This is a genomic window from Jiangella asiatica (assembly GCF_004349065.1).
Classification (GTDB): domain Bacteria; phylum Actinomycetota; class Actinomycetes; order Jiangellales; family Jiangellaceae; genus Jiangella; species Jiangella asiatica.
Genome location: NZ_SMKZ01000003.1, coordinates 66,880 through 92,624 on the forward strand (window position 1 = coordinate 66,880; position 25,745 = coordinate 92,624).

The following is a 25,745-nucleotide window of genomic DNA, read 5'->3' on the forward strand; positions in this document are numbered from 1 at the left end:
CCCACGGATATTGATATGCGCTGGTCAGACAGAGCGCGGTGCTGCGTGCTCCACCTTGTAGCGTGCCCAGACGCTCCCTGCGTGACCCTGCTGGAGTCCGAGCGTTCGCAGAGCGGTGGGCCGCTCGTCTGATGAGAGGGCCGGTCCATCCACGAAGGAGGGCGTGCCCAGGCCTCCGACGAGGGCAGGAAAGGTGATCACGTGCGCCTCGTCGATGAGGCCGGCGCGAAGGAGTGCTCCGTTGATGCCGCCACCTCCGTCGGCCACGACCGCCCTGGCGCCCAGCACGCTCCCGAGCTGCTGAAGCGCCACGCCCAGGTCGACCCGTTCGTCGCCGACTACCAAGTAGCCGATCCCCGTCCCGCGCAAATGCCTTAGGTAGCCCGAGGGGGTGTCACGACAGACAAGCACGAGCAGGGCTGTCTCATCGTCCCCTGTGAACTGCCAGTCCACGCGACCACGACTGTCCACCACGACGAACCATCGCGACGCCCGCCGCGGCAGGTAGTCGACCAACAGTGTGTCGTCCGGGCGGTGAGCGTCGACCCGCGGGGAGACGGCCTCGTCAGCTACGAACGTGCCGCTGCCCTCCAGAGTGACCGTGGGCGCGTGGTGCTCCTCGATCCAACTCCGGCGCTCCTCAATGAGCCCTTCCACGTCCGGAGGCCACACCGCCCGCCACCTCTCCCATACGTCCGGGTCGAGCAGCCGTTCGCGCCGGCTGGTGGTCACGCGGCCGTCCACACTGACGGTCGTGGTGAGCACGACACGTGGCCGCTGGGAACCAGGTCCAGTCATGTCCCCGAAGGTAGCCTCAACACGCCCTGGTGTGTCAGTGACCAGCGCTTCCTTCCGCCCGCTAGCCGAGCGCTTCAACCAGCACATCCACGCCGATGTGCGTGCGTCGAGCGGATCGACTGGGCCCCGGGTCGCCGGTCAGGCGCGACCACTGTCGCGCATCACCCGACGGAGGACATCATCGACTGCCGGGTTCTTGTCGAGTTTCGCCACATAGCGAGCGGTGAACTCGGCGGACCGGTCCTCACGATGAGCGAACCAGTGCCGCGACATCGAGCTCGGCGCCACATCTTTGGCCCACAGGTCCAAGGCGGCATGGCCCTTGGGCAGCCCGCGCGGCCACAGCCGGTCAACCAGGACCCGGAACCCGTCGGCAGGCTCAGGCGTCGTAGACGCGTTTCACCGTGGAGATGAGTCGGTAGGCGGATGCCGGACCATTGGCACGCTGGTGTGGGAGCCATCCAGCGGCTGCAGCGTGCGTTGCGCGGCGACGGCGACCACGTCGGTGCTTCGGCCGCGTCGTGCGAGTGCCCGGCGTTGCCATTGCGCGCCGTTGCCTTTCTCGAGGATTCGCTCGACCGTCCTGGCGACGTAGCGAAGGTCGCCGAGGTCTTCGAGGTCCGCGCGTACGTGGTCCAGCAACGTTCCGACGAGTTCGGCCGGCGTCGTCGAGCGGGCGGTGTGCACGTCCAATGCTCGGCCCGTCATCCCGTCGTGGGCGGCGAGCCAGTAGGCGGTGCGGAGGTGGTCGTCCGGGATCCGCGGTGCCTCGCGACCGGCCCGTATCTCTCTTGTAGCGGCGGCCACCAGACCACGCACCAGCGCGGCGAGGACGATGGTTTCGTCAGCTGTGGCCGGCACATCGCTGACCCGCACTTCCAGCGTCGGCAGGTGGTGCGACGGCCGGATGCTCCAAGACACCATCGTCTCGTCGAGAACCGCGCCCGCGTCGAGCAACCTCGAAACGGCGGCGTCGTAGTCGCGCGCCGAGTCGAAGTACGGTGGTGGGCCCGAACATGGCCAACGGGCGATCAGCACAGTCCTCCAGCTGCAATGACCGGTGTCCTCCCCACGATGAACGGCGGAGTTGGCTGTCAGGGCGAGCAGCGCCGGGAGCCAGGGGCGCACATGGTTGCTGAGCTGCACTGCGTTCTCCCGGTCAGCAACGCCGACATGAATGTGACAGCCGCACAGTCCGGACTCACGGACGAGGATGCCGTAGTGGTCCGCCATCCGCCGATAGCGCGGCTTGTCCGTCACGAGCTGATGCAGCTCGTCGGCGATGGGAACACCGGCGGCCACAAGCTGAACGCCGGCCCGTCTCGCCGCGGCCGCCGCCATCAACCGCTGGCGAAGAACCTCACCGCGCAGTTCGCGGAGGTCGGTACAGACCGGCGTCCTCGTCTCCACTTGCATTCGGGTGACCTCGACGTCGAGTTCGCCACCCAAACGGTGAGCAGCGGCGACCACCGCGCCGTTCTTCGGCACGACAAGACTGGTCCGCGGATCCACGAGGAGGAACTCCTCCTCCACTCCCACCGACGGGCGGTCAGCGTACCGAGTCGCGTTCGTCAGCTGATTCACGACCATGATCCGGATGAGGGTCGCCAGCAACGACTGTCGATCGGCATCCGGTACCCATCCTTCGCGACCGGCCGGTAGTCGAGCCACCGGCTGGACTCAGTACTACCCCGAACAGACATCCCCATGAGCGAGCGCAGCTCGCCGCTTCTCGGCGTCCATGGATTCACTGGGATTGGTGAGCGGGCCTGCCCCAGCAGGGCGGTGGCGGGACGGCCGAAGCGGCGGTTGCGAGCCCAGTCGCGTTCTCCCGGATGCCGTCGACGAGCTCGGCCAAGGCGTCGGCCGCGCCGATCCGAGGCAGACGACTCTGCCCCGACTCCCGTCACATCTCCCCATTGCCTAGCCCGCCGCCTGTTGCCCACTGGGAAGCGTCACCATGCCTATCTGCGCCAGTTCCAAGTCTCGGGCACCTTCAGCGCGAGTTCGATTGCCGGGGCCTGGACGAAGTCGCGTGGGCTCTCCAGCATCGACCGCAGCAGTCGCATCGCCAGCCGCCCGGAGAGTTCATAGGGATAGTGCAGGGTGGTCAGCCCCAGCGCCGCGGCGACCGGGTCGTCGTCCACGCCGACCACTGTGAGGTCGTCCGGGATGGCGGCGCCGCGGCGGCGGAGCTCGGCGACGGCACCGATCGCCACCAGGTCACGAGACCCGACGATCGCGGTCTCGACGGGACTTCTGTCCGACTCGAGCAGTGCCGTGACGCCCTCCGCGCCGGCTCGGCTTTCGCTCGCTTCACATGAGACGCGCCGTCATACGGGCCATCGGTTCATCGAACATGTCCTCGCGTATCCCAAGGAGCGATTTGCTTGACCTAGCACACGCAGACGATGCTCAATCTGGCGCTCCCGGGTCGTCTAGGATGGCTCGGGCTAGGTCCTCGTCGACCACCAGCGTGTGGATGAGTCCGGTGCGGGTGGCGGCGACGGTGGCCTCGGAGCGGTGCGCGCCGAACGCGGTGATCACGACGCGGTCCACGGAGCGGAGGGCGTCGAGCGTGATGCCCACGATGCGCTGGTCGATGACTGAGTTGATGGGTTCGCCGTCCCGGTTGAACGCCCGGCCGCCCATCTCGCCGATCGCGCCGAGGTTGGCTGCCTCTTGCCGGATGGCGGGTGAGAGGACGTCGAACACCTGGGACGCCTCACTCTTCCACGCGCCCACGGAGAGGACTGCGGTGTTGCAGCTCTCCGCCATGTCAAGAGCGCGCGCAACGTCTGGAAGGGATTTGAGGGCGTCTGCCGTGCCGGCGTCCGGCACCACCATGGGTGCGTAGATGGGCAGGCAGGACCCGCCGGCGACGGTGGCGACCTGACGCACGAGTTCGACCGATCCGGGATCGCCGTCGTCGCCGACGGGGAGGTGGCCAGCGAGCTGGACCACGGTGCACGGCTTCAGGTGGTCGAGTTGGCTGACCATGGACCGCACGGCGCGGCTCCAAGTGAGCCCGAGGACGCTGCCTTGCTCGACGACGCCGGCTATCTCCTGGCCGACGGCCGCCCCGATGAGATGTAGCTTGTGATCATGTGAGCTGGACGCGGTCTCGATGACCAGGACGCGTTCGATGCCGAGGGCTTTTCGCAGCGCATCGGCCAGGTCGGCGTTCATGCGACCTGGCACGCCGACCTCGATGCGCACGATGTTTCGGCGGCGAGCTTCCTCCAGTAGACGTGCTACCTGGAAGCGGCTGATAGCCAGCTCCCGGCTGATGGCTACCTTGGTCTGGTCAAGGAAGTAGTAGCGTCGCGCGATCTCCAGCGTGAGGTTCAGCTCGTCGTCACGCAGTGGGGCGCGCGTTCTCTCGTCGCTGGTGGGACGGGAGTCCAGCTCGCCGCCTGATGCCTGCTCCGTGGTCATGCTCGTCTCACTCGTCTGTGCCGGACAGCTGATCATGTACCAGCTGTCATGATTCTGACAGGGACAGCATTTGTGGTGCAAGTTCTCTCATATGAGCATGTCGATGTTTCGGTGCGGCCCAGCCTGGTTACTTTCGGCTCGTCTCGCTTCCGGCCAAATCGAACGTACACTCCGGTGAGCAGGACAGTCGAAGTTCGCACTTGACACGGGGATTGCGACCCGGGTAGACGTAGCATCCATCAGATGAGCGTTAGTCTCGCTCAAACGAGCACCCCGTTGGAGGCTGGTCAATGTGGACCAAAGCTCGACTGCGTCCCAGGGTCTCGCCCGCCGGGCAATCGACCACGCACCGCTTGTCCTCTCCGGCGGGTACCTGCTGCTCTCGTTGCGCCTTCCGTTCGGAGGCGTCGCGGATCCCGGTGTCGGCTTCTTCCCCGTCATCTCGGGCCTGGTGTTCTTCCTCGCGGCACTCGTCGTGTCGGCCAAATCGCTGGGCGCGCGCGGCACACCCTCGCACGGCAGCGGTGACGAGAGCGTCGGCGGTGAGGGCGACGACGCCGACGAGGACGCACACATTGGCCCGAAGGCATGGCGAGTCCCACTGCTCGCAACGCTGGTCGTGCTGTACATCGCCACGTTCGAGCTGATCGGGCACGTCCCGGCCGCGACGGTGAGCGTCTTCGGCGCGCTGCAGCTCGTCTCCTCGCGGCGCGTCTGGGTCAAGGCGCTCCTGGCAGTGATCGTGGCGGTGGGAACCTACCTGCTGTTCGCCGAGTTGCTCGGCGTGCCGCTGCCGAAGACGCGGTTGTGACCTCGTGACAGAGCTTCTCGACGGCTTCACGAATCTCGCGAGCCTGGTCTCCATCGGGGCACTGTTCCTGGGCGTCCTGGTCGGCACGGTCGTCGGTGTCCTGCCCGGCATCGGCCCGATCGGCGCCATGGCGGTCCTGCTGCCCATCTCCTACACGCTGGACCCGGCAGCAGGGCTGCTCATGCTGGCGGGCATCTACTTCGGCTCGATGTACGGCGGATCCACCACGTCGATCCTGATGCGCGTGCCCGGCGAGGGATCGTCGGTAGTCACGTCCATCGACGGCTACGAGATGACCAAACGGGGACGGGCCGGTGCAGCCCTGGTGGTCGCGGCCGTCGGATCGTTCATCGCGGGCACCCTCGTAACGACGCTGCTGCTGCTGGTCGCGCCGTCACTGAGCGACCTCGCGCTGCGGTTCTCCGCTCCGGAGTTTCTCGCCCTGGGCCTGTTCGCCGTGCTGGTCCTCTCCCGGCTGACCAGCACCTCGCTGGCAAGGTCGATGGTCGCGCTCGGCTTCGGACTGGCACTGAGCACCATCGGCTTCGACTCGCTCACCGGAACGACCCGCCTGGACTTCGGCAGCCTCGACGTGGCCCAGGGCGTCGACCTGACCGCCGTGGCGGTCGGCCTCTTCGGCATCGCGGAGATCTTCTTCATGATCGAGCGCTCCGCGGTCCCTGCGCAGGTCGCGAACGTGCGGCTACGGGACCTCTATCCAACCCGGACAGAGTGGCGCCGTTCGGTGCCGGCCATGTTCCGGGGAAGCGCCGTAGGCTTCGGCCTCGGCCTCACGCCGGGCCCGTCGGCCGTGCTCTCCACGTACGCGTCCTACTGGGTGGAGCGGCGCGTCTCCAGAAGACCGGAGGAGTTCGGGAAAGGCGCCATCGAGGGCGTCGCCGGGCCCGAGTCGGCGAACAACGGCGCCTCGGGGGCGACGCTCATACCGTTGCTCGTGCTGGGCATTCCCTTCGCACCGCCCGCGGCGCTCCTGCTGAGCGGGCTGACGGTACACGGCGTCATCCCGGGGCCCGAGTTCATCACGCAGCAGAGCGCGCTCTTCTTTACCCTCGTCGCCGGAATGTACGCGGCCAACCTCATGCTGCTCATCCTGAACTTCCCGCTCGTCGGCCTGTTCACCCGGCTGCTCAGCATCCCGCGCGACGTGCTCATCGTCGCGATCGTCATGTTCGCCGTGGTCGGCGTCTACGCGATCCGGCTGACCACGTTCGACATGATCACGTTGGTGGTCATGGGGCTCGTCGGCTGGGCCATGGCCAAGCTGGGCATCCCACGGGTCACGGTGATCCTTGCGTTCGTTCTCGGACCGCGGATCGAGTCCTCCTTGGTGCAGTCGCTGCAGCTTGCTCACGGGGATCCGGCCTACTTCCTGGGGCGGCCCATCGCATTGGTCATCTTCGCGCTCACCGCCGTGGCCTTCGTTGTTCCCGCGGTCGTGCAACGGCGGCGCGCGAGGGTTGCCGGCGGCCATCAGCTCCGGCCCGCGCGGAAGGGACGGTGATGCGTCCGGGCCGATCAGCGCCAGAAGGCGAGCATTCCGCTGATGACCTGAGAGGAAGGCGAACATGACCGAGAACCCGAGGTCGAGATGGTACACGGCCGCCGCCGTGGCGGGCGTGGCGACGATAGCTGCTGCTGCGTGCACCACATCGGATGGGCAGGACGAGGAGTCTTATCCGTCGGGAACCATCACCATGGTCATCCCCGGCGCGGCCGGCTCGTCCAACGACGCGATCGCACGACAGATCGCCAAGCTGGCAGAAGAAGAGCTGGACGTGTCCATCGTGGTGCAGAACTACGGCACGGAGGCCCAGGGGCTGACCACGCTGAAGGAGGCGGAGCCGGACGGTTACACGATCGGGCTCGCGCCGGCCGCCGCGCTGACTCTCTTCCCGCTGACCCAGGACACCGGGTACGGGATCGCGGACACCGACTTCGACGTGATCGCGCAGACCGACGTGTCGCCGATCGTGCTGCTGGCCAGGGCGGACTCGGAGCTGAGCGACCTGGGGGCATACGTGGAGGCCGCGCAGGGCGACCCGGTGGTGAAGGTCGGCGGGCCCTCCGGGCGGGGTATCCCCGCGCTCAACATCGCGCAGCTGGCGAGCGCCGCGGATGCGCCGAACTATGAGTACGTCGGGTTTCCGCCTGGGGAGCAGGTGGCCGCGCTGCTCAACGGGACGGTGGACGTCACGCTGGCGCAGACGCCGCTTGCCAGCCAGTACGTCTCGTCGGGTGACATGAGGGTGTTGGGCATGTTCAGCTCCGAGACCGTGGCGGGAATGGACGCTCCGTTGGTGGAGGACGAGGGCTACGACGTGACACTCGCACCCACCCGGGTGGTACTCGCGCCAAAGGGCACGCCCGAGTCGATCGTCGAGGAACTGTCCGGCATCGTCGAGCAGGCGGTCACGAGCGACACGTTCCAGCAGTTCGCCGCCGATTCGATGTTCAGGACCGCGTACCTGGACAGCGAGGCCGCTACGCAGGGGATCCAGGACCAGTTCGCCGTGGTCGAGCCCGTCGTCGAGCAGTTGGGATGGGGAGACCAGTGACCGACGAGCACGCAGCCGGACCTACGGAAGATCACACGGACGCAGCGGCGGAGGCGACTCGGGGCTTTCCCGGGCACATCGGCCGGACGGTCGCCGACACCCGCCCGCACTGGGAGGACTACACCAGGCCTGGCCGCGGGGCACCGAACGTTGTCGTGATCGTCCTGGACGACGTCGGATACGGGCAGCTCGGCTGCTACGGCGGCCGGAACCTGACGCCCGCGATGGACGGCCTGGCCGACCAGGGACTGCGGTATACGAACTTCCACGTCACGAGCCTCTGCTCCACCACGCGTGCGTCCCTGCTGACCGGCAGGAACCATCACGCGGTGGGCATGGGGTTCCTGGCGGGATTCGACTCGGGCTACCCCGGCTATCGCGGGCGGGTGGCCCGCTCGGCTGCCACCGTCGCCCGGATGCTCCGCGAGGCCGGGTACGGTACGTACGCGCTCGGGAAGTGGCACATGACCCCGCCGGCGCACATGTCGCCGGCGGGTCCGTTCACCTACTGGCCGTTGGGGCAGGGGTTCGACCGCTACTACGGGTTCCTCTGGGGCGAGGACGACCAGTGGTCGCCCCAACTGTGGCAGGACAACCAGTTCGTCGACCCGCCGCGCCGGGAGGGCTACCATTTCTCCGATGACCTCGCCGGGCGCGCGTGGCAGTTCATCGGCGACCACCAGTCGGCCAACCAGGACCGCCCGTTCTTCCTGTACCTCGCTTTCGGTGCAGCGCATGCCCCGCACCAGGCGCCGGCGTCATACATCGCGAACCACGTGGGCCGCTTCGACCACGGATGGGACCGCGAGCGTGAGCTCGTCCTAGAACGGCAGATCGCGAGCGGAATCGTTCCTGCGGGGACAGTCCTGCCGCCGCGCAACGAGGATGTCGACGAGTGGGACGCGCTGACACCCGAGCAACGCCGCCTGTCCGTACGGATGCAGGAGGTCTTCGCCGGGTTCATGGAGCACACCGACGACGCCATCGCCAGTGTCCTGCGGTGCCTGGACTACCACGGGATCGCCGACGACACGATGGTGCTGCTGCTCTCCGACAACGGCGCCAGCGGTGAGGGCGGGCCCAGCGGGTCGGTCAACGAGTACCGGTACTTCATGGGGCTGGAGGACAGGCTGGAGGACAACCTGGCCGCCCTCGATGAGCTGGGCGGGCCGTGGGCGCACAACCACTACCCGGCCGGTTGGGCGGCTGCCGGGAACACCCCGCTGCGCTATTACAAGAGGTTCAACCACGGCGGCGGCGTCCGTGCGCCGCTGGTCATCCGATGGCCGCGCGGCATCGAGCAGCTCGGTGAGCTAAGGCATCAGTTCCACCACGTCGTGGACATTGCACCGACCGTGCTCGACGTCGCCGGCGTGACCTTAGAGCGAGAGTACGACGGGATCGCGCAGATGCCGGTCCACGGGACATCGATGCGGTACAGCTTCGACGACGCGACCGCACCGACCCGTCGTCGTTCGCAGTACTTCGAGATGGTCGGGTCGCGCGCGATCTGGCGCGACGGGTGGAAGGCGGTCACTAGGCACGCGGAGGGCCAGTCCTACGAGGATGAGCCCTGGGAGCTGTACCACTTGGACACCGACGTCGCAGAGGTCAACGACCGGGCCCGGGAGAGCCCGGAGATCCTGGACGCGATGCAGCAGCTGTGGTGGAGCGAAGCGGCGCAGAACGGTGTATTGCCCCTGGACGACCGCCTCCAGTCACGGGCCCTGGACCGCGGGCCGCTGGGCAACCGCCAATCCTTCCGGCTCAGCCCTGGGTCAAGGCTCTTTACCGGGGTGGCCGGTCCCAACTGGGCGAACCGGTCATTCACCGTCCGGGCGTACCTGAGCATGCCGAGCGGCGACGAGGAAGGTGTCCTGCTGGCCTTTGGGCGACGCGCCGCCGGGTTCGTGCTCTTCATCCAGGACGGGCGCGTCGTGTTCGAGTACAACCGTGCGGGTGAGCGACAGACGTACGACGCCGGCCCGATTCCAGGGCCCGGGCGGCATGTCGTGGTCCTCGACGTCGAGCACGTGGAGCTCGGATCGGCGCGCGTATCCGTGAGCGTCGACGAGACGGAGACGGAGCGGCTGCCACTACGGACGATGATCGGCGGGTTCGGCACCATGAGCACGCAAATCGGGCACAACGCTCCGTCGCCCGTGAGCGACCGGTTCGACGCCCCCTTCGCCTTCGAAGGAGAGATGCAGCCGCTGATCGTCGAGTTCCACAACCCCGCAACCGTTGAGCCCGACCACGACCTGCGCCAGGACTGACCGTCGCCAGCGCCGTCTGAGACCCACGCGCCGTGGATACCGCCTGAGCGCCCGGAACGAGGCCAAAGAGTCGGAAAGAGTGAGCATGCCGCTGTCCGAACGTCCGAACATCGTCCTGATCATCACGGACCAGCAGAGGTTCGACACCATCGCTGCCCTGGGACACACGCACGCGTACACGCCGAACCTGGACCGGATGGTCGCCGAGGGGACGACGTTCACCCGAGCGTACGTCACGGCCCCGTCGTGCGCGCCCTCTCGGGCAAGCCTGTTCCACGGGCTGTACCCGCACACCACGGGCGTCTTGCGGAACGAGGAGAGGTGGCACCACTCGTGGGTAGAGCGCCTCGCCGGCGCCGGCTACCGGTGCGTCAACGTCGGAAAGATGCACACGTATCCGTACGACACGTCGGTAGGGTTCCACGAGCGGTACGTGGTCGAGAACAAGGACCGTAACCACCCGGCGCTGCCGTTCTTCACCGACGAGTGGGATAAGGCCCTGTGGGTGCGCAACGTCGACAAGCCCAGCCGAGTCTCCTACGCCAAGCGGGACGACTACCAGTCCCGGCTGGGCGCGTTCGAATGGGAGCTGCCCGAGGAGCTGCATGCGGACAACTTCGTGGCGGCGCTCGCGAAGCGGTGGCTGCAAGCGTATCCGGGCGACGAGCCGTTCTTCCTGCAGGTCGGGTTTCCCGGCCCGCACCCGCCCTATGACCCGGTCCCGCGGTACCTCGATTACTACAAGGACGTGGACATCCCTCTGCCCAAGCGCACCAGCGCCGATCTCGAGGCACAGCCGCGGGCGCTGAGAGAGCTACGCGAGCACAACTTCGTCAACGACCACGACGCGATCTGGCACCTGCCGGACCCGACACCAGAGCAGCTGCGCCGCCAGCGAGCGCACTACCTGGCGAATGTCACGATGATCGACGAGCAGATCGGGCAGCTGTTCGACAAGCTCGAGCGGCGCGGGGTCCTCGATGACACGGTGGTGCTGTTCACCTCCGATCACGGCGACTGCCTGAACGACCACGGGCACAGCCAGAAGTGGACGATGTACGAGTCCAGCGTGCGGGTGCCCGCGATCGTGTGGGGCCCGCGGCGGGTCATGGCCAACCAGCAGCTCGACGGCCTGGTCTCGATGATGGACTTCGGCCCGAGCATCCTGGAGCTGGCCGGACTGGAACCGCCGGAGTGGATGGAGGCGGAGTCGCTCGTGCCGGCCCTGCGGGGCGAAGCCTGGTCGGGACGCGAGCACGTGTTCTCCGAGCACGCCCGGGACTTGATCCTCACCGGTACCGAGCTGATGACGATGGTGCGCGACGACCGGTGGAAGTACGTCGAGTTCTTCGAGGACGGTGAGGGTCAGCTGTTCGACCTGGACACGGATCCGGACGAGGAGCACGACCGGTGGGACGACCCGGCCTGCGCAGAGGTCAAGGCCGAGCTGGCCCGGCAGATCTCGCTCTGGCGGGCGAACAGCCACCTGCGGACCGGAGCCTGGCTGACCCAGCACCGCTGACCAACTGGTCGGCGGCATCGGTGGTGCCGAGCGGAGCCGGCACGACGGGGCGGACACTCACGGGGGTGTCTGGTCAGCGCGGGGCGGTGACGGGGATTGCGTTGTTCTGCGCTGCCTCGGCCAGGCGTTCGTCGTAGGTCACGATCGATTCCATGTCGTCACCGAGTTCCAGAGCTGCGGCCAGGTGCACGGCGTCGAGCGTGCGCAGGAGCCTCGGGTCGAGGCGTCCGGCTTCCTCGAACGTGGCTGTCGCGAGCTGAATCAGCGTGATCGAGTCGAGTACGGCGCGGGCCTGGACGACTCGATCGGGCGCCGCGCGCCGGACGGCGCGTATGAGTTCGGTACGGGCGAGGTCGCACGACACCGGTGTGCGGTCGGTCTCCTGGAGCCAGGTTCGCAGCGCCGCCGTCTCCGCCTCGGCGACGACGAGCTTCACCAGTGCGGAAGTGTCGAGGTAGTGCGCCATGTCAGAGGCGCTCGGCTCGCATGGCGGCGAGTTCATCGGAAAGGCTCGGCCCACTGACGGGTGCGGGGAGGTCGCTGAGACGGCGTCGCGGCGGGCGGGCGCGCCCGGCGACGAGCAGGCGTTGCAGCGGGGAGGACGGGATGGCTGACAGCTGGGCGACGGGCCGTCCACGATCGGTGATCTGGATCGTCTCGCCGGCAGCGGCGTCGGCGACGACTGCGGAAGCGTTCTGCTTCAGCGCTCGGATACCTACCTCGGTCATGTTCTTCATTGTAGCTCATTGCGATGTGGTCGGTTGGTTCGGCGACGGGGTTCCAGAGATCCCCGTTCGGGAAGTGGGCCTCGGTCTGCGGGTGGTCGGGCTGGATATGTCAGGCGTTCACCGGCTGACTGTTGGCCGCCGCGGTGGATCACGATGTGGGCGTCAGCGGCGTGCCGACGAACTGTGCATCACCGTGGCGGTGCCGGTCCTGTGGTCGTCGCCGGCAGATCGGGATGAAGCCCGCACCACCGACGGCCACGACTCCACCCTGGTGGTGCCCGCGGCGGATGGCGACGCACGTGCCGTCTACCGGGTGCAGCGCCACGGCGCCCGGATCGAGGTCACCTCTGACCGCGACGACGTGCCGTGGCGGGTCGAGCTGGCCGGGACCGGCAACGTCGTACAGGCTGAACCCCGCACAACCTACCTGTCCCTGAACCTGTGACTGCGGGGGAGCGCAACGCGGGCGATCTTCCCGAGTCCAACCGCACACTGCCAACCGAGGTGAACACGTGTCGTGGTTCTCTGCTGCCGCTCGGCTGACTCAAGTATGCAGAGTGGGCCGGTAGACGAGCTCTTGGATGTGGCCGTCGAGGGTCCGGCTCTCGATCAGCTCGAGGTCGAAGTCCGCCGCACCCCGGAAGATCGGGTCCGCTCCGGTCTGGCCCGTGATCACGGGGAAGAGCGTCACCTGGACGCGGTCGACCAGACCGGCGGCCATCAGGGCCCGGTTCATCGACAGGCTGCCGTGCGAGCGCAACGGCACCTCCGACTGCTTCTTGAGCCGGGCGACGACGTCGACCGCGTCGCCGCTCGCGACGGTCGCGTCCGGCCAATCCAGGGGCCCTTCCAGCGTGGTCGACACCACAGTTGCCGGCAGGCTCCTCATTTGGGTGACCCATGGGTCACGGACCTCGGACTCCTCGGTGCTCGAGGCCAGCATTCGCGCGAACGCCCTATACGTGTTGGCTCCGAAGACCATCCGCTGCTCCTCGCCGTACAGGGCGAGGCGGCGGTCGAGCAGCTCGGGGCCTTGCTTGCCCCAGTAGCCGGTCCAGTTGCCGCTGGCGGCGCCGAAGCCGTCGAGGCTGGAGAAGACGTCGAAGGTGTACGTAGCGGTCATGATGCTCTCCTCGAGTCCGGTTGAGCGGGTGTGAGGATGCAGACTGGCAGCCACCGCGGAACTCATCGCCGTTGCCCACCCGGAGCAGGCCCGACCTGGCGTTCCTGCCCAAGGCGCTGTTGATCGCTGTGCTCGCGAGCATCGTCTGCGGTGTGGTCGGCGGAGCCTGGATCTCCGTGGCCTTTGCCGCACTCGGTGCAGATCGAATGGGAGCGTGAAGCCCGCGATGGCCGCTGAACTCGAGGTGGTTCGGCTACCCCGCGGTCGCTCGGCCCGCCGCTCGGGCCTCCGCGGCCAGGCGTTGGCCGGCGATCTCAGCCTCGAAGCACGTCGCTAGGCCGGTGAGGTGCTCGAGGACGTCGGGATGCCCGTGCCGGAGGTCGTAGGTCTCAGCGGGGTCGGACTCGAGGTCGAACAGCTGGGGCAGTTCCCTGCCCTGCGCCCGGTTCTGGTCGCGGGGGAAGCGGTCCAGGTGCAGCTTCCACCGGCCCGACCGGATGGCGTTGAGCGTCCACCAGTGGAAGAAGAACAGCGGCCGGCGTCGTGGCATCGGCCCGCCGGCGAGGACGGCGGACACGTCCACGCCGTCGATCGGCCGGTCCTGAGGCACCGTCCCGCCGGCCAGAGCGGCCAATGTCGGCAGCAGGTCGAACAGGCACACCGGCGCGTCGGACATCGCGCCCGCGGGGATCCGCCCCGGCCAGCGCGCGACGAACGGGACCCGGATCCCGCCCTCGTAGGTGTGCAGCTTTGTCCCGCGCAGCCCTCCCGTGCTCCCCTCGAACCACGGCCCGTTGTCACTGGTCACCATGACGAGGGTGTCGTCGGCCAGGCCAAGATCGTCGAGCGTGTCGAGCAGGCGGCCGATGTGGTGGTCCAGGCTCTCGACGACGTCGCCGTATCTGCCGCCGGCCGACCGGCCGGCGAACTCGTCCTCCACGTGCAGCGGGACGTGCGGCATGGTGTGCGCGAGATAGACGAAGAACGGCCGGTCGGCGTGCCGCTCGATGAAGTCGATGGCCTGGTCGGTGTAGGCAGCGGTGAGCCTCGCCTGGTCGACATCGGCGGTGGAGATCTTTTCCCCCTCGAACAGCTCGACCGGATGCATGTCATTGCTGTAGAGAAGCCCGGCGTACTCGTCGAACCCGTGCCGGGTCGGGTAGTGCTCCGGCCGGCACCCCAGATGCCACTTGCCGAACATCGCCGTGCGGTAGCCGGCGTCGCGGAGCATCTCCGGCAGGGTGTACTCCCACGCCGACAGGCCGGTGCCGTCACGCGGGTTCAACACCTTCGGCAGCCCGACCCGCTGCGGATACCGCCCGGTCATCAGCGCCGCACGCGACGGGGTGCACACCGCCGAGGCCGCGTACATGTGGCGCAGGGTGATCCCGTCGGCGGCGACGGAGTCGATCCGCGGCGTGCGCAGGATCGTGTTCCCCATGCACCCGAGGTCCCCGTAGCCGAGGTCGTCCATCACCACCAGGACGATGTTCGGCTGGGCCCGTGTCGGCGGCTGGTCGCTCATCGTGTCCCTGCTTCCTTCCGCTGGTCCAGCGCCGGATCGTCGGTCTCGATCATCCACGTCTCGAGGCGCGCCGCGAGATCGGCCTTCACCAGCGCGTACGACGCGTCCTCCGCGAGGTCGCGCAGCTGCCACGGGTCGTCGTCGAGGTCGTAGAGCTCCTCGGCGGGTCGCGGCCGCAGCTGTTCGTCCCCCAGGCCCCGCCGCACCGGGCTGTGCTGGATGTCGCCCGACAGTTTCGGCGGCGTGCCCGGTTCGAGGTTGCGGATGTACGCGTACCGATCCGTGCGGATCCCGCGGATCGGGTCGTACTCGTCGTGGTGGTTCTTCTCGGCGAAGACCTCGGTGCGCCGTGGGCCGGGTTCGCCGCGAACGACGGCGGCGAAGCTCTGCCCTTGGACGAACGGCGGGACCTCGCCGCCGGCCAGCTCGAGCAGGGTGGGCAGCACGTCCACGTGGCTGAGCAGCCCGCCCGGAGCCGCTGCCGCGACGCCCCACGAGCGCGGCGGCCGGGCGATGAACGCCACCCGGATGCCCGGGTCGTACAGTGTTCCCTTCGCTCGCGGGAAGGCGATCCCGTGGTCGGTGGTGAACAGGACCAGGGTGGTGTCGGCGAGGCCGGCCCGGTCGATGGCATCGAGGACGCGGCCGGTGGCGGCATCGGCGACCCGGATCGAGCCGAGGAACGCGGCCAGGTCCTCGCGCGTGTGGTCGTTGTCCGGCACGAAGGGCGGCACCTCGACCGTGGCCGGGTCCGCCGGCGGGTACTCCGCCGCCGGGTACGGGCGGTGCGTCTCGAAGAAGCCGACCGTGAGGAAGAACGGCTCCACCGGCGCTGCCTCCAGCCACTCCACCGCCGTCGTCGACACCGGCCCGCAGCGCGCCGCGCCCGCGGGCCACGCATACACCTCGTCGAAGCCGAGCCGGGACGGGTCGTGGCTCTCGTGCTGCTGACCGATGAGAGCGGTCCGGTAGCCGAGCTCGGACAGCAGCGCCGGTGCGGTCCGCTCGCCCGGGCGGTACTCCCATCCCCTGTTCACCAGGCCCATCAGCCCGTTCGTGTGCGGGTAGCGGCCGGTGAACAAGGAGCCCCGCGCCGGGCTGCACAACGGCGTCGTGCAGAACGCCCGGTCGAAGCGGAGGCCCTCGGCCGCCAACCGGTCGACGGCGGGGCTGGTGACGTCGCCGTGACCGTACGCACCCAGATGGGTGCCGACATCGTGCCAATGCATCAGCACCACATTGGGGCGCGCCGCGGTGGTCATGCGCGGCCCGCCGACCCGTGCGGCACGAGATCCGCGCTTACCTCGCCGAGGCCATCGATCTTGCCGCGGACGACGACGCCGGCCTCGTACTCGTCCCGGGTGAGAACGAGCCGGGCCGCGGTCGACCCCAGCGTGATGACGTCGCCGGGGAACAGCGTGATCATGGCCGAAATGGTCCTGATCAGGTCGTCCGGCCCGGCGACGTACTCCGACGTCGAACCGCTCACCACCCGGTCACCGACCTGCAGGGACATGCCCCGGTCACGCCAGTCGTGTTCGGGCAGCGGTGTGAGCGGGTCACCCACGACGTTGAACCCGTCCGCCCACCGGCCGTACATGACAGGGGCGCCGCGTTCGCCGGTCCGTGCCGGCTCAACGACCGCGTCGGCGAACGAACGGTCGCACACCGCGACCACCGGCGTGTACCCGAGCACGATCTCCCGCCCGTCCTCCACCTCGGCCGCGAGCGCACGAGCCACGACGGCGAGCTCGATGCTCACGACGAGGTCGGTCGCACGCGGCGGGATCTCGACCACGCACCCGCTGCTCGCGATGGAGCTCGCGGGACCGTTGAGGAATCGCGGCACCTCGAGCCGGGCAAGCCCGTCGAGCTCCTCAGCGGCCGTGTGGTTGCCGAACGACGTGTAGAAGTGCCGAGGCGACCCGGCCGTCCAAGCCTCGGGCGACTCGATGGCCGACGCGCCGGATGTCGCGAGCTCCCGCACCGCATAGGACGGGTGCGACTCCATCGGCACCGCCGGCCGGCCCGGACCCTCGGCGACGACCACCGGGTTCACCAGGGTGCCGACGTCCTCGATCTCGACTTCCAGGCGCGTCCGCGGCTCGGCGGTGTCGTCCGGGAACACCGGCAGCCCATCTACCCCCATGGTCGCGAAGTGAATGACATCACCCGGGTGCAGCGAGGCGAACGACGAATACCAGGAGATGACGCGCTCGATCCCCAGCAAGGTCGCCCCGCTGTGGGCCCGGTCCCGCGTTCGCCCCGACTGCCGGGTGTACATCAGCAGGTTGTACGGATCGCCGATCTCGTCTTTCGTCACGAGGAACGGACCCATGGGAGCGAGCGTGTCGGCCTTCTTCCCGCCCCAGGAGGCGGTCGCCTGGTAGAGCCAGTCGCTGTAGCGCTCCGGCAGCGAGTAACCGCGGCCGGCGTTGCCGGGGACGAGTCCGTAGTAGTAGGTGCCGGATACGTCGTTGACCACGGTGTAGCCGGCTACGTGGTCCATGGCCCGGTTCAGCGGGATGTACCGGCCGGCCTTGCCGATCACCACGGCCAGCTCGACGTTGAAGGCCATGAGGGGCAGGTGGTGGCCGTGCCTGAAGGTGACCGGCGCCCCGGGTCCGATCGCCGCCCCCTGCGGCCGTTGATGTCCGAGCGGGAACAGATTGAGGATGCGGGTGTTCGGGTTGTTCCGCACGAACGACGGGGCGTTGGCGACCAGTCCCCAGTAGAGCCGGGGCCGGGGAACGGGAGCCAGGAGTTCGACATCCTCCACGGCGGACCCGGCGCTCGGCAGGAGCGTCGCGTCCGACTGCGCCACGAACCGCTCCACGTACGCTGCCAGCCGCGACAGCGCGGCCATGCCCTCGCCCTCCAGGGCGAGGAACTCCACGAGCGTGGCCGGCCAGTCGTCGCCGAGGAACCGGGGACGACTGGCGACCACGCCCGACGACGGGATCGACGCGTACCGGACGAGGTGGGCCTCGGCCCGCGCAGGTTCGACCACCCACACCTGCTCGGTGGCCGGCTCGTCGACGACGAACCCCCACCGTTCGGCGCCGTCGACGAGGTAACTGGCGAGCCGCACGAGTTGGTCCCTTCGACTTTCAGGAGTTCCGGACCGGGCTGCCCAGCGGCAGGTGGCGCCAGCTCGTACCGTCGGCGATGGCGAGCAGGCCGGCTCTAGTCGACGTGTCCTGTACCAAGGCCACCGCACCCGGCGTGGGTTCCGGCAGCTCGGCGGCCGGCACGGCCGTGAGCTGAAGATTGTGCGCGAACACGGTACGGATCTTCCGATCCGCCGACCCGATGTCGCGAACGTTGTCGGCGGTCGGGATCAGCCCGTTGATGTCCACCCGCATGGCGGGCACGCCGTTGGAGTCGTTCGTCGAGCAGAGGAGCTCGACGGCGGCCGCGCCGGACTCGTTGGCCGGCACGACCCGCACGCCCCCCTTCACCCCCGGTCCTGCGCCGGTCGCCTGCTCCGAGGCGGCGACGAAGCTGCCGAACGCGTCGGCGTCGGGATCGAGCGCACCGGTAGACCGGACCACAAGCGCACCGTTCTTCGCCGCGGTGAGCTCGTGCTGGTTGGCGCCGACGCTGCGCCGCTCGATGTAGTTCTCGTCGCCGATCCCCTCGGCGTACACGACGCCCGCGGTGTTGTCGAAGAGGTTGCCGACGATCGTGGAACCGGACAGCGTCCCGATCACCCGCACTGGCGGTGCGCCCGCGACGGAGTTCGCGCCGAACACGTTCCCGATCACCGACATGTCCGTGGCGTCGCCGTTGACGCGCACGGCCGCCCAGCGCTCCTCAGCCAGGAGGTTCCAGTTGTCGAAGGAATTCGCCGAGACCGTGACCTCCGCCGCCGCCGTGGCGAAGTAGACCGGCGACCCGTCGACCCAGTTGAAACTGTTCCCGGTGATCGTGACGTTGCGCGCGGTCGCCTCGGGGCGGAACTCGATGGCGTGTCTCGGCCGAGCGCCCCCGCTTGGGTCACCGCCGCCCAGGACGTTTCCGGTGAAGGTGAGGTTCGAGCCACCTGACTTCACGGAGATCACCGAGGCGTCGGTGGCGTTGGTGGCCCCGTTCTCGACGACATTGCCGGTGAACGTCGAGTTGATGATTCCTCCGGTGAACAACCGTCGGCCGATGTCGAGGACGTTGTTCGCGATGATCGCACCGCGGAAGTTGTGCGCATCGGCTCCGGTCGTCGTGATCGCGAAGCTCATGCTGTGGAAGTGGTTGCCCTCGATGAGCCACTTGCGCATGCCGTACGGCAGTACGTGGACGTTGTCGCCCTTGATTCCGTCGACCGGCCAGGAGATGTCCAGCCCGATGTTGCCGACGGCGACGAGGTTGTTCGTGAAGACCATGCCCCGGCCCACGTGCTTCGCCGCGATGTTGAAGTCGACGAACGTGCACTCGGTGATCGTCGCGTCCATGTCGTCGCTGTTGGAGATTCCCTGGCCGAGGCTGTCGTCCCGCTTGGTCTGGATCGCCACCGCGTTCTGCTGGCTGCTGTCGACCACGAAGGCGAGGCCCCGGAACGCGGCCAGCGGTGCCCCGCATGCGATGCCGGTGCCGTCGAAGTCGACGCGGATGATCGAGGTTCGCGAGCCCATGGTGCCGGCGCCGGCCAGGACGATGCGGTTGAAGTCCGGGCTGTTCTCCACGTGCTCGATGTCGGGGATCACGAGGGTCCGGGTGATCCGGTAGGTGCCGGGCGGGAAGTAGACGATCTTGTTGGCCTTGGTCAGCTGGGCGTCGATGGCCTGCTGGATGGCGTCGGTGTCGTCGGCGACGCCGTCACCGACGGCGCCGAAGTCCTGGGGGGTCGTCGCGTTCGCCACGTCGGCGGGTGCTGCCTGCGCCGACGCGCTGACGGCGCCGAGCGTCGCGGTGGCGACTCCCGCGATGCCCGCGGTACGGAGGAGATGACGCCTGTTCACGGGAGTGACCATGCTGCTTGTCCCTTCGTTGGGTGGAGTAGCTGGGTCTCGTGCGGTGACATGAATCTCCGGAGATCCGCACTCTCCGCTCGAGTGCATCGCCGCAGGGGTGGCGCGACGTACGGTGGGCAGAGCGACCGCTGGGCGAGGATCTCCTTGACAGCCGGCGTGCCAGGCCGGATGGCGTGCAGCTTCGTGAGCGCGGTGATCTGGTCTTGGAGGCGCTGGACCTCGTCGCGGTCGCCGGCCTCGTGCGCCGCGATCAGGCGCAGCGACAGGCCCGGTGCCAGGTTGGCGACGCCGGGCGTGATGCCGTCCGCGCCCATGTCCAGCGCGGCGGCGAGCTGCGTCTCCGCACCCTGGCTGACGGCGAAGCCCGAGCAGCTCTGGGCGCGATCCACGAGATGACCCAGGAACTCCAGGTCACCGGAACTGTCCTTGATCCCGACGACGTGGTCCAGCTCGAGCAGCCCGTCCAGCACGGTGGCTGTGATCGGGATGCTGTATCGCGGCGCGTTGTAGGCGATCACCGGCAGCCCGGTGACGGCCAGGGCGGCGTAGTGGTCGACGATCTCGTCGTCGCGATGGTGGAAGTAGATCGGCGGACTCATCACCAGCGCGTCCGCTCCGGCCGAGGCCGCGATCGCCGCCCGGTCCAGAGCGTCCAGCGTGCCCGGCGCGGTGACGTTCACCGTCACCACACCGCCGTGCGTGAGCGACCGCCAGTCCTCGATCACGCCTTCGAGAAACGGGCCGAGCACGGACGTCGGGAGGAGCGGGCCCTCGCCGTTGCTGCCCAACAGCATCAGATTCTCCACGCCGGCCCCGGCCAGCGCGCCGAGCAGGTCTCGCGCCTGCTCCGCGGCCGGCCGGCCGGTCGCGTCCATCGGCGTGACGAGCGGCACGGTGACCCCGCCGAGCAGGGCTGTCCCGTCGGCCATCAGTAGCCCTTCACCTCGGGCCAGGCGAGCTCGAACCCGTCGGCGACGAGCTCGCTCTGGAAGGTCTCGAGCCGGGCGGCGTCGCTGCGCACCTGCTCCGGGGCGAGGGAGTTGGCCAGGCAGTGCGCGGCCAGGGCGCCCGCGGCCTCGCCGATGTTCCACTCGACCGGATGGAGCCGATAGCAGCCGTTGGTGATGTGCGTCGTGCCGATGTTCTTCCCGGCGGCGAGCAGGTTGCGCATCCGGATCGGCAGCAGCGCACCGAGGGGGATCTGGAACGGGCTGCTGGGAACGTCGAGGTAGTTGTCGCCACCGGTGGAGGGATGGAGGTCGATCCGGTACATGCCCACCCCGACCGAGTCCGGGTAGTGAACCGCGCCGGCCTCCCCACGCACGGTGAGCGATAGGTCCTGCTCCACGACGGTCGTCTGGGCGCGGATCCGGCGGGACTCCCGGATGTACGGGGCCATGGCCAGGCCGTCGGCAGTGCCCATGACCTCCGGCCTCAGCCGGAGCCCGGGCCAGCCCGTACCTCCGTCGGGACGTGGCGCCTCGGTCTGCAGCCAGTACAGCATGCTGAACGAGAGCTGCCGCGCCCCGTCCAGGTGCTTGTCCCGCTCAGAGTCGGAGACCCCGACCAAGGGCCCGGGCAGGTAGTCGATCATCGGCCAGTTGACGACGGTGATGTCGCTCGCCGCGAAGCCCGGCTCGTATTGCTCGCGCGAGAAGATGCGGCGGAACAGCCAGAGGTCCCGGTCGCCCGGGTCGGCGCTCTGATCGGCGACGATCGGGCCGGCGTGGGCGTGCGGCACGAACGTGCGGGTGAGCGGCTCCAGGGTGCGGGGATCCGGCGCGGTGAGACTCAGCAGGCGATCCGGCCAGATCTCCGGCTCGTAGTCGCGCCAGAAGCCGTACTGGTCGGGACGGTCGATCGTGTGGTCCTCGCCGTCGAGGTGCTCGACCGCGAACACCCACGAGAACGCCTGCTGGTTGAGCGGCTGGGCCTCCGCGGGCGCGCTGGGCTCGCCCGTGTCAGCCGAGGACTCGAACCCGATGACGTGTTCGACGTCGGCCAGCGGCAGGAGGTCGCCGAGCTCGGTCCCGTCGAGGACGAAGGGTGCCTCGATGGTCACTTCGTCCCCCGAACGGGAGGCGACGGTGACGGCGGTGATCCGGTCGCCGTCGACGTTCGCGGAGACGGCGCGGTACCCGGTCAGGACGCGCAACGTGCCGGCCGAACGGTACGGCGCGAGCATTCCCTCCATGACGGCGAGCGCCGCCCGCGGCTCGTGGCACAGCCGGCTCACCCGGCCCAGGCCCGGGTTCAGCTCGGCCTGGCGGCGCGCGGCCGCGGTGAGCGGGTACCAGGTTCGGTAGTAGTCGCGCACCCCCGCACGGAACGCGCGATACGAGCGCGTGCAGCCGAACTGCTCGATCCACGGGTGCTCGTCCGGCGGGACAGCCTGGCTGGTGAGCTGCCCGCCGAGCCAGTCGTACTCCTCCGTCACGATCACCGACCGGCCGCGTCGCAACGCCGCCAGAGCCGCCGCGACCCCGCCCACACCTCCGCCGACGATCAGGATGTCGGTGCGGAGGCCCGCGTCTGTACTCAACTGATCTGCTCCCGTGTGTTCTCGAACCCAACGTTCGCGCCTTCCAGGTCATGGGCGGCGCTCAACAGCCCTTGCGTGTACGGATGCGCGGGTGCCGTGAACAGCTGCTCGGCTGTCGTGCATTCGACGAGCTCGCCCCTGTTCATCACCGCCACCCGGTCCGCGATCTGCCGCACCACCGCGAGGTCGTGGGTGATGAACAGGATCGACAGGTCGTGCGTGCGCTGGAGATCGACGAGCAGGCGCAGGATCTGCGACTGGACCGACACGTCCAGAGCCGACACCGCCTCGTCACACACCAGCAGGCGCGGCCGCAGCGCCAGCGCTCGAGCGATGCTCACCCTCTGGCGCTGGCCACCGGACAACGCCGACGGGCGACGGCCGCCGACGCCCGCGTCGAGGCCGACGTCGGCGAGCACCTTCGCCAGCGCCTGCCGGCGATCGCCCTTCGGCGCGACCGCGGGATGGACTTTCCACGCCTCGCGGATGATCGCGCCCACGGTCATCCGCGGGTTCAGCGACGAGCCGGGATCCTGGAACACCATCTGGATGGCGCGCTGCAACTCCGCCGGCCGCTTGTCGATCGGGCCGAGTGCCCGTCCCTCGTACGTGATCCTGCCCTCCTGCGGGCGGACGAGCCCGAGGACGCAGCGCGCGACGGTCGACTTCCCCGACCCGGACTCGCCGACCAGGGCAAGCGTCTCCCGGGCCTGGACGTCCAGGTCGACGCCGGCGACGGCCCGGACGATCGTCCGAGCTCCGCGCAGCGACCGGCGCGGTCCGGGGAACGCCACCCTCAGGTCACGGATCTCCAGAACGTGCGAACTCACGACTCACCTTCTCGGCGCGATGTCATGACGCCAGCTCCGTGGCGTAGTGGCAGGCGCTGAACCGGCCCCGCTCGACCTCGCGCAGCACCGGCACCTCAATGCGGCAGCGGTCCCGAGCCATCGGGCAACGCGGATGGAACGCGCACCCAGTGGGCCGGTCGAACGGGTTGGCCGGGGCGCCCTGCAGCGGCTCGGCGATCGCCGACTTCGTGCTGACCGCAGGCACGTTGTTCGCCAGCGCGCGGGTGTACGGGTGCCGCGGGTGCTCCAGCACCTCCCGCGCCGGGCCGCGCTCGGCGACCCGACCGGCGTACATGACCACCACATCGTCGGCGACGTGCGCCATCACCCGCAGGTCATGGCTCACCAACAGCATCGCCATGTGCTCCTGCTCGCGCAGATCCGCCAGCAGCCGGAGGATGCGCGCCTGGGTCGTGACGTCGAGGGCGGTCGTCGGCTCGTCCGCGATGATCAGCTGCGGCTCTCCGGCCAGTGCCATCGCAATCATGACTCTCTGCCGCATGCCGCCGGACATCTCGTGCGGGTACACGTCGATCCGATCATCCGGGTCCGGGATCCCGACCCGGTCCAGAAGCTCCAGTACCCGGGCTCGGACCTGCCGACGCGACATGCCGCCGCGCCGCAAGATCTCGCCGATCTGCCTGCCGATCGTCTGGATCGGGTTGAGGGCGGCAAGCGGATCCTGGAAGATCACGCCGATCTCCCGGCCCCGCACCTGCCGGAGCCGGTGGGCGGCCGCGGTGAGGAGGTCCTCCGACCGCCAGGTGACGCGACCCGCGGTCTCCGCCTCCGGCGGTAGCAACCCGACGATCGACATCGCGCTCATCGTCTTGCCGCTCCCGGACTCCCCGATGAGACCGGTCGTGCGGCCGGCGTCCACGACGAAGGACACCTTGTCGATCACGACACCTGGAGTGGCACCCGACGGCAGCACGACCTCGAGGTCCTCCACCCGGAGCAGAGGCGCTCCGGGTGCGGGGGCGGCGTCGCCTGCCGCGGGTGCCGCGGCGGTGGACGAGTACTGATCAGTCACCCGAGACCGTGACCTCGTCGAAGTACGGCACGCCGTCCGAGACCGGCTCGAAGCCCTCCACGCTGGTCCGCCACGCGTACGGCTGCTCGACGAACATCGGGTACATGCCGACCGCGTCGTCCCAGATGATCTCGATCGCCTGTGCGTACAGGTCCTCGCGCTGCGCCGTGTCGCTCGTAGATCCGGCCTGGGCGAGGATCTGGTCGAGCTCCTCGTTGCAATAGCCGATGCGGTTCGCCTCGCACGTGTAGAGACGGCCCAGGTTGGTCGCCGCGTCGAAGCCCTGCGTCCCGAGCTGCTGGAGGTTCATGTCCCAGTTCAGCGCCAGCAGGTCCTCGAGGAAGACCGCCTGCTCCTTCTCCATCGGCTCGACGGTCACGCCGATCTCGGCGAGGTCGGAGACCACCGCGTCGACGAAGTTCCGGAAGTTCGCCTGCGAGAACTGCCACCGGATCACGGTGTTCTCGTAGTCGAACCCGGCAGCGTCCAGCGCCGCCTTGGCGGCCTCCGGGTCGTACGGCACCGGCTCCTGCGGTGCGTAGCCGAGCACGGCGGGGCTGATCGGGGAGTCCGCCGGGGTTCCGGTCTCCGGGTACAACGAGCCGATGATCGACTCGAAGTCGACCGCCTGCCACAGGGCCCGCCGCACGGCCGGGTCCTGCAGGGCCGGCGTTGAGCTGTTCATCCACATGGTGAAGACGGCCGGGCTCGCGACGTTCTCGACCGTGAGGTTGGAGTCCGACTTCAGTTGCGCGATCTGGTCGTCGGGCATGGCCCAGGTGATGTCGATCTCGCCGGTCTGTAGCGCCGTCATCCGCGCCGCCACCTCGGGGATCGACTGGAACTCCAGGGAGTCCAGGGCCGGCTCGCCGTCCCAGTAGCCGGGGTTCGGCGCGAGCTGGAGCGTCGCCCCGGGTTCGAACGACTCCACGACGAACGGGCCGGACCCGATCGGCTCCTGGAAGAAGCCTTCGTTCGCGGCGGCCTGCGGAGTGACGAAAAACGACGAGATCTTCCCGAGGAACGCCGCGTCCGGTGTTCCGGAGGTGAACACCACGGTCGAGTCGTCGGGAGCGGCCGCGGCGTACCCGCCGAAGTTGCCGGCCAGCGGACCGTCCCCGGCCAGGACGCGCTCGAACGAGGCCACGACGTCGGCCGACGTGACCGGTGTGCCGTCGGAGAACTCGACCCCCTCACGCAGGGTGAACGTCCACTCGCTGGTGTCGGCGTTGGGCTCCCACGACTCCGCGAGCTCCCCCTCGAACTCGCCGGGTCCGCTGCTGACGACGAGCTGGCTGAAGATCGCCCGGGCCGCAAGCTGGGTGCCGGCGTCGAGGCTCGCCGCCCCGTGGGGGTCGAGGTTCTCGATCGGGATCGGCCCGGCGACGGTCAGGTCGCCGCCGGCCGACTCCGAGCCACCGGTCTGCGACGCCGGGTCATCGGATGAGCAGGCAGCGGCAACGATGAGCAGCGCGACGGTGCCTGCGCCCGCCGCCAGCGATCGCCGTGTGCGGATAGTCATGTGCGGGAGTCCTTTCGTCGTTGGAGGTGAGCG

The 25,745-nt window shown here is 68.8% G+C and carries 22 protein-coding genes and 1 pseudogene; 6 read left to right on the plus strand and 17 right to left on the minus strand.

The window, feature by feature from the left end; translation table 11 throughout:
• Positions 1-24: 24 nt before the first annotated feature.
• From E1269_RS03480 to E1269_RS03500, 5 genes and pseudogenes are all read right to left on the minus strand, one after another.
• Positions 25-885, minus strand: a complete 861-nt coding sequence (locus tag E1269_RS03480) for a RibD family protein (RefSeq protein ID WP_131891253.1) — start codon at positions 883-885, stop codon at positions 25-27.
• 87 nt (positions 886-972) lie between these two features.
• Positions 973-1,210, minus strand: a pseudogene (locus E1269_RS34145) (DUF488 domain-containing protein); the annotation flags it as partial.
• Positions 1,198-2,412 (minus strand): carboxylate-amine ligase, encoded by a 1,215-nt coding sequence (locus tag E1269_RS33270; RefSeq protein ID WP_239000756.1) that lies wholly within the window; start codon positions 2,410-2,412, stop codon positions 1,198-1,200. The pseudogene E1269_RS34145 and the gene E1269_RS33270, both read right to left, overlap by 13 nt.
• A 350-nt stretch (positions 2,413-2,762) precedes the next feature.
• The gene (locus E1269_RS03495; RefSeq protein ID WP_131891256.1) at positions 2,763-3,074 is read right to left on the minus strand and encodes a substrate-binding domain-containing protein; all 312 of its coding nucleotides are present in this window, start codon (positions 3,072-3,074) and stop codon (positions 2,763-2,765) included.
• A gap of 139 nt (positions 3,075-3,213) precedes the next feature.
• The gene (locus tag E1269_RS03500) at positions 3,214-4,236 is read right to left on the minus strand and encodes a sugar-binding transcriptional regulator (protein ID WP_162606213.1); all 1,023 of its coding nucleotides are present in this window, start codon (positions 4,234-4,236) and stop codon (positions 3,214-3,216) included.
• 292 nt (positions 4,237-4,528) lie between these two features.
• Between E1269_RS03500 and E1269_RS03505 the strand changes: the two genes are divergently transcribed.
• The 5 genes from E1269_RS03505 (at position 4,529) to E1269_RS03525 (ending at position 11,421) form a co-directional block, all read left to right on the plus strand.
• Positions 4,529-5,047, plus strand: a complete 519-nt coding sequence (locus tag E1269_RS03505) for a tripartite tricarboxylate transporter TctB family protein (RefSeq protein ID WP_162606214.1) — start codon at positions 4,529-4,531, stop codon at positions 5,045-5,047.
• A 4-nt stretch (positions 5,048-5,051) separates the two neighbouring features.
• A complete protein-coding gene (locus tag E1269_RS03510; RefSeq protein ID WP_131891265.1) occupies positions 5,052-6,569 on the plus strand; it encodes a tripartite tricarboxylate transporter permease in 1,518 nt (505 codons plus the stop codon).
• Positions 6,570-6,762: 193 nt separating this feature from the next.
• Positions 6,763-7,623, plus strand: coding sequence for a tripartite tricarboxylate transporter substrate-binding protein (locus tag E1269_RS03515; protein WP_162606215.1), 861 nt, complete (start codon positions 6,763-6,765; stop codon positions 7,621-7,623).
• Positions 7,608-9,899 (plus strand): arylsulfatase, encoded by a 2,292-nt coding sequence (locus tag E1269_RS03520; protein WP_131891271.1) that lies wholly within the window; start codon positions 7,608-7,610, stop codon positions 9,897-9,899. The genes E1269_RS03515 and E1269_RS03520 overlap by 16 nt, the downstream gene beginning before the upstream one ends.
• 85 nt (positions 9,900-9,984) lie before the next feature.
• Positions 9,985-11,421 (plus strand): sulfatase family protein, encoded by a 1,437-nt coding sequence (locus tag E1269_RS03525; protein ID WP_131891274.1) that lies wholly within the window; start codon positions 9,985-9,987, stop codon positions 11,419-11,421.
• 73 nt (positions 11,422-11,494) lie between these two features.
• On the opposite strand, the gene E1269_RS03530 is transcribed toward E1269_RS03525, so the two are convergent.
• Both E1269_RS03530 and E1269_RS03535 read right to left on the minus strand, forming a co-directional pair.
• Complete coding sequence (locus tag E1269_RS03530; protein ID WP_338033551.1) at positions 11,495-11,923, minus strand: type II toxin-antitoxin system VapC family toxin; 429 nt, start codon at positions 11,921-11,923, stop codon at positions 11,495-11,497.
• Positions 11,889-12,158, minus strand: coding sequence for a type II toxin-antitoxin system Phd/YefM family antitoxin (locus E1269_RS03535; protein WP_203432859.1), 270 nt, complete (start codon positions 12,156-12,158; stop codon positions 11,889-11,891). Before E1269_RS03535 ends, E1269_RS03530 begins: the two co-directional genes overlap by 35 nt.
• Here E1269_RS03535 and E1269_RS03540 point away from each other — a divergent pair.
• The gene (locus E1269_RS03540; protein WP_131891280.1) at positions 12,148-12,594 is read left to right on the plus strand and encodes a hypothetical protein; all 447 of its coding nucleotides are present in this window, start codon (positions 12,148-12,150) and stop codon (positions 12,592-12,594) included. The two genes, E1269_RS03535 and E1269_RS03540, sit on opposite strands and share 11 nt — an antisense overlap.
• A gap of 99 nt (positions 12,595-12,693) precedes the next feature.
• Here the strand turns inward: E1269_RS03540 and E1269_RS03545 are convergent, their stop codons facing one another.
• From E1269_RS03545 to E1269_RS03590, 10 genes are all read right to left on the minus strand, one after another.
• A complete protein-coding gene (locus tag E1269_RS03545) occupies positions 12,694-13,272 on the minus strand; it encodes a dihydrofolate reductase family protein (RefSeq protein ID WP_131891283.1) in 579 nt (192 codons plus the stop codon).
• Positions 13,273-13,525: 253 nt separating this feature from the next.
• On the minus strand, positions 13,526-14,797 hold the full coding sequence (locus E1269_RS03550) for a sulfatase family protein (protein ID WP_131891286.1): 1,272 nt from the start codon (positions 14,795-14,797) through the stop codon (positions 13,526-13,528).
• On the minus strand, positions 14,794-16,059 hold the full coding sequence (locus E1269_RS03555) for a sulfatase family protein (protein ID WP_131891289.1): 1,266 nt from the start codon (positions 16,057-16,059) through the stop codon (positions 14,794-14,796). The genes E1269_RS03550 and E1269_RS03555 overlap by 4 nt, the downstream gene beginning before the upstream one ends.
• A complete protein-coding gene (locus E1269_RS03560) occupies positions 16,056-17,888 on the minus strand; it encodes a fumarylacetoacetate hydrolase family protein (protein WP_131891292.1) in 1,833 nt (610 codons plus the stop codon). The genes E1269_RS03555 and E1269_RS03560 overlap by 4 nt, the downstream gene beginning before the upstream one ends.
• A gap of 19 nt (positions 17,889-17,907) precedes the next feature.
• Complete coding sequence (locus E1269_RS03565; protein WP_162606216.1) at positions 17,908-19,752, minus strand: glycosyl hydrolase family 28-related protein; 1,845 nt, start codon at positions 19,750-19,752, stop codon at positions 17,908-17,910.
• On the minus strand, positions 19,749-20,693 hold the full coding sequence (locus E1269_RS03570) for a dihydrodipicolinate synthase family protein (protein WP_131891298.1): 945 nt from the start codon (positions 20,691-20,693) through the stop codon (positions 19,749-19,751). Before E1269_RS03570 ends, E1269_RS03565 begins: the two co-directional genes overlap by 4 nt.
• Positions 20,693-22,306, minus strand: coding sequence for an FAD-dependent oxidoreductase (locus E1269_RS03575; protein ID WP_131891301.1), 1,614 nt, complete (start codon positions 22,304-22,306; stop codon positions 20,693-20,695). The genes E1269_RS03570 and E1269_RS03575 overlap by 1 nt, the downstream gene beginning before the upstream one ends.
• Positions 22,303-23,136, minus strand: a complete 834-nt coding sequence (locus E1269_RS03580) for an ATP-binding cassette domain-containing protein (protein ID WP_131891304.1) — start codon at positions 23,134-23,136, stop codon at positions 22,303-22,305. Before E1269_RS03580 ends, E1269_RS03575 begins: the two co-directional genes overlap by 4 nt.
• Positions 23,137-23,158: 22 nt before the next feature.
• Positions 23,159-24,190, minus strand: coding sequence for an ABC transporter ATP-binding protein (locus E1269_RS03585; protein WP_131891307.1), 1,032 nt, complete (start codon positions 24,188-24,190; stop codon positions 23,159-23,161).
• On the minus strand, positions 24,183-25,712 hold the full coding sequence (locus E1269_RS03590; RefSeq protein ID WP_131891310.1) for an ABC transporter substrate-binding protein: 1,530 nt from the start codon (positions 25,710-25,712) through the stop codon (positions 24,183-24,185). The genes E1269_RS03585 and E1269_RS03590 overlap by 8 nt, the downstream gene beginning before the upstream one ends.
• Positions 25,713-25,745 lie beyond the last annotated feature (33 nt).

Coding starts and splice junctions, on each gene's coding strand:
- E1269_RS03535 (WP_203432859.1), bottom strand. CDS start 12,158: ATGAAGAACATGACCGAGGTAGGTATCCGAGCGCTGAAGCAGAACGCT.
- E1269_RS03515 (WP_162606215.1), top strand. CDS start 6,763: ATGGTCATCCCCGGCGCGGCCGGCTCGTCCAACGACGCGATCGCACGA.
- E1269_RS03590 (WP_131891310.1), bottom strand. CDS start 25,712: ATGACTATCCGCACACGGCGATCGCTGGCGGCGGGCGCAGGCACCGTC.
- E1269_RS03540 (WP_131891280.1), top strand. CDS start 12,148: ATGTTCTTCATTGTAGCTCATTGCGATGTGGTCGGTTGGTTCGGCGAC.
- E1269_RS03480 (WP_131891253.1), bottom strand. CDS start 885: ATGTGCTGGTTGAAGCGCTCGGCTAGCGGGCGGAAGGAAGCGCTGGTC.
- E1269_RS03550 (WP_131891286.1), bottom strand. CDS start 14,797: ATGAGCGACCAGCCGCCGACACGGGCCCAGCCGAACATCGTCCTGGTG.
- E1269_RS03555 (WP_131891289.1), bottom strand. CDS start 16,059: ATGACCACCGCGGCGCGCCCCAATGTGGTGCTGATGCATTGGCACGAT.
- E1269_RS03570 (WP_131891298.1), bottom strand. CDS start 20,693: ATGGCCGACGGGACAGCCCTGCTCGGCGGGGTCACCGTGCCGCTCGTC.
- E1269_RS03500 (WP_162606213.1), bottom strand. CDS start 4,236: ATGACCACGGAGCAGGCATCAGGCGGCGAGCTGGACTCCCGTCCCACC.
- E1269_RS03520 (WP_131891271.1), top strand. CDS start 7,608: ATGGGGAGACCAGTGACCGACGAGCACGCAGCCGGACCTACGGAAGAT.
- E1269_RS03525 (WP_131891274.1), top strand. CDS start 9,985: ATGCCGCTGTCCGAACGTCCGAACATCGTCCTGATCATCACGGACCAG.
- E1269_RS03545 (WP_131891283.1), bottom strand. CDS start 13,272: ATGACCGCTACGTACACCTTCGACGTCTTCTCCAGCCTCGACGGCTTC.
- E1269_RS03530 (WP_338033551.1), bottom strand. CDS start 11,923: ATGAACTCGCCGCCATGCGAGCCGAGCGCCTCTGACATGGCGCACTAC.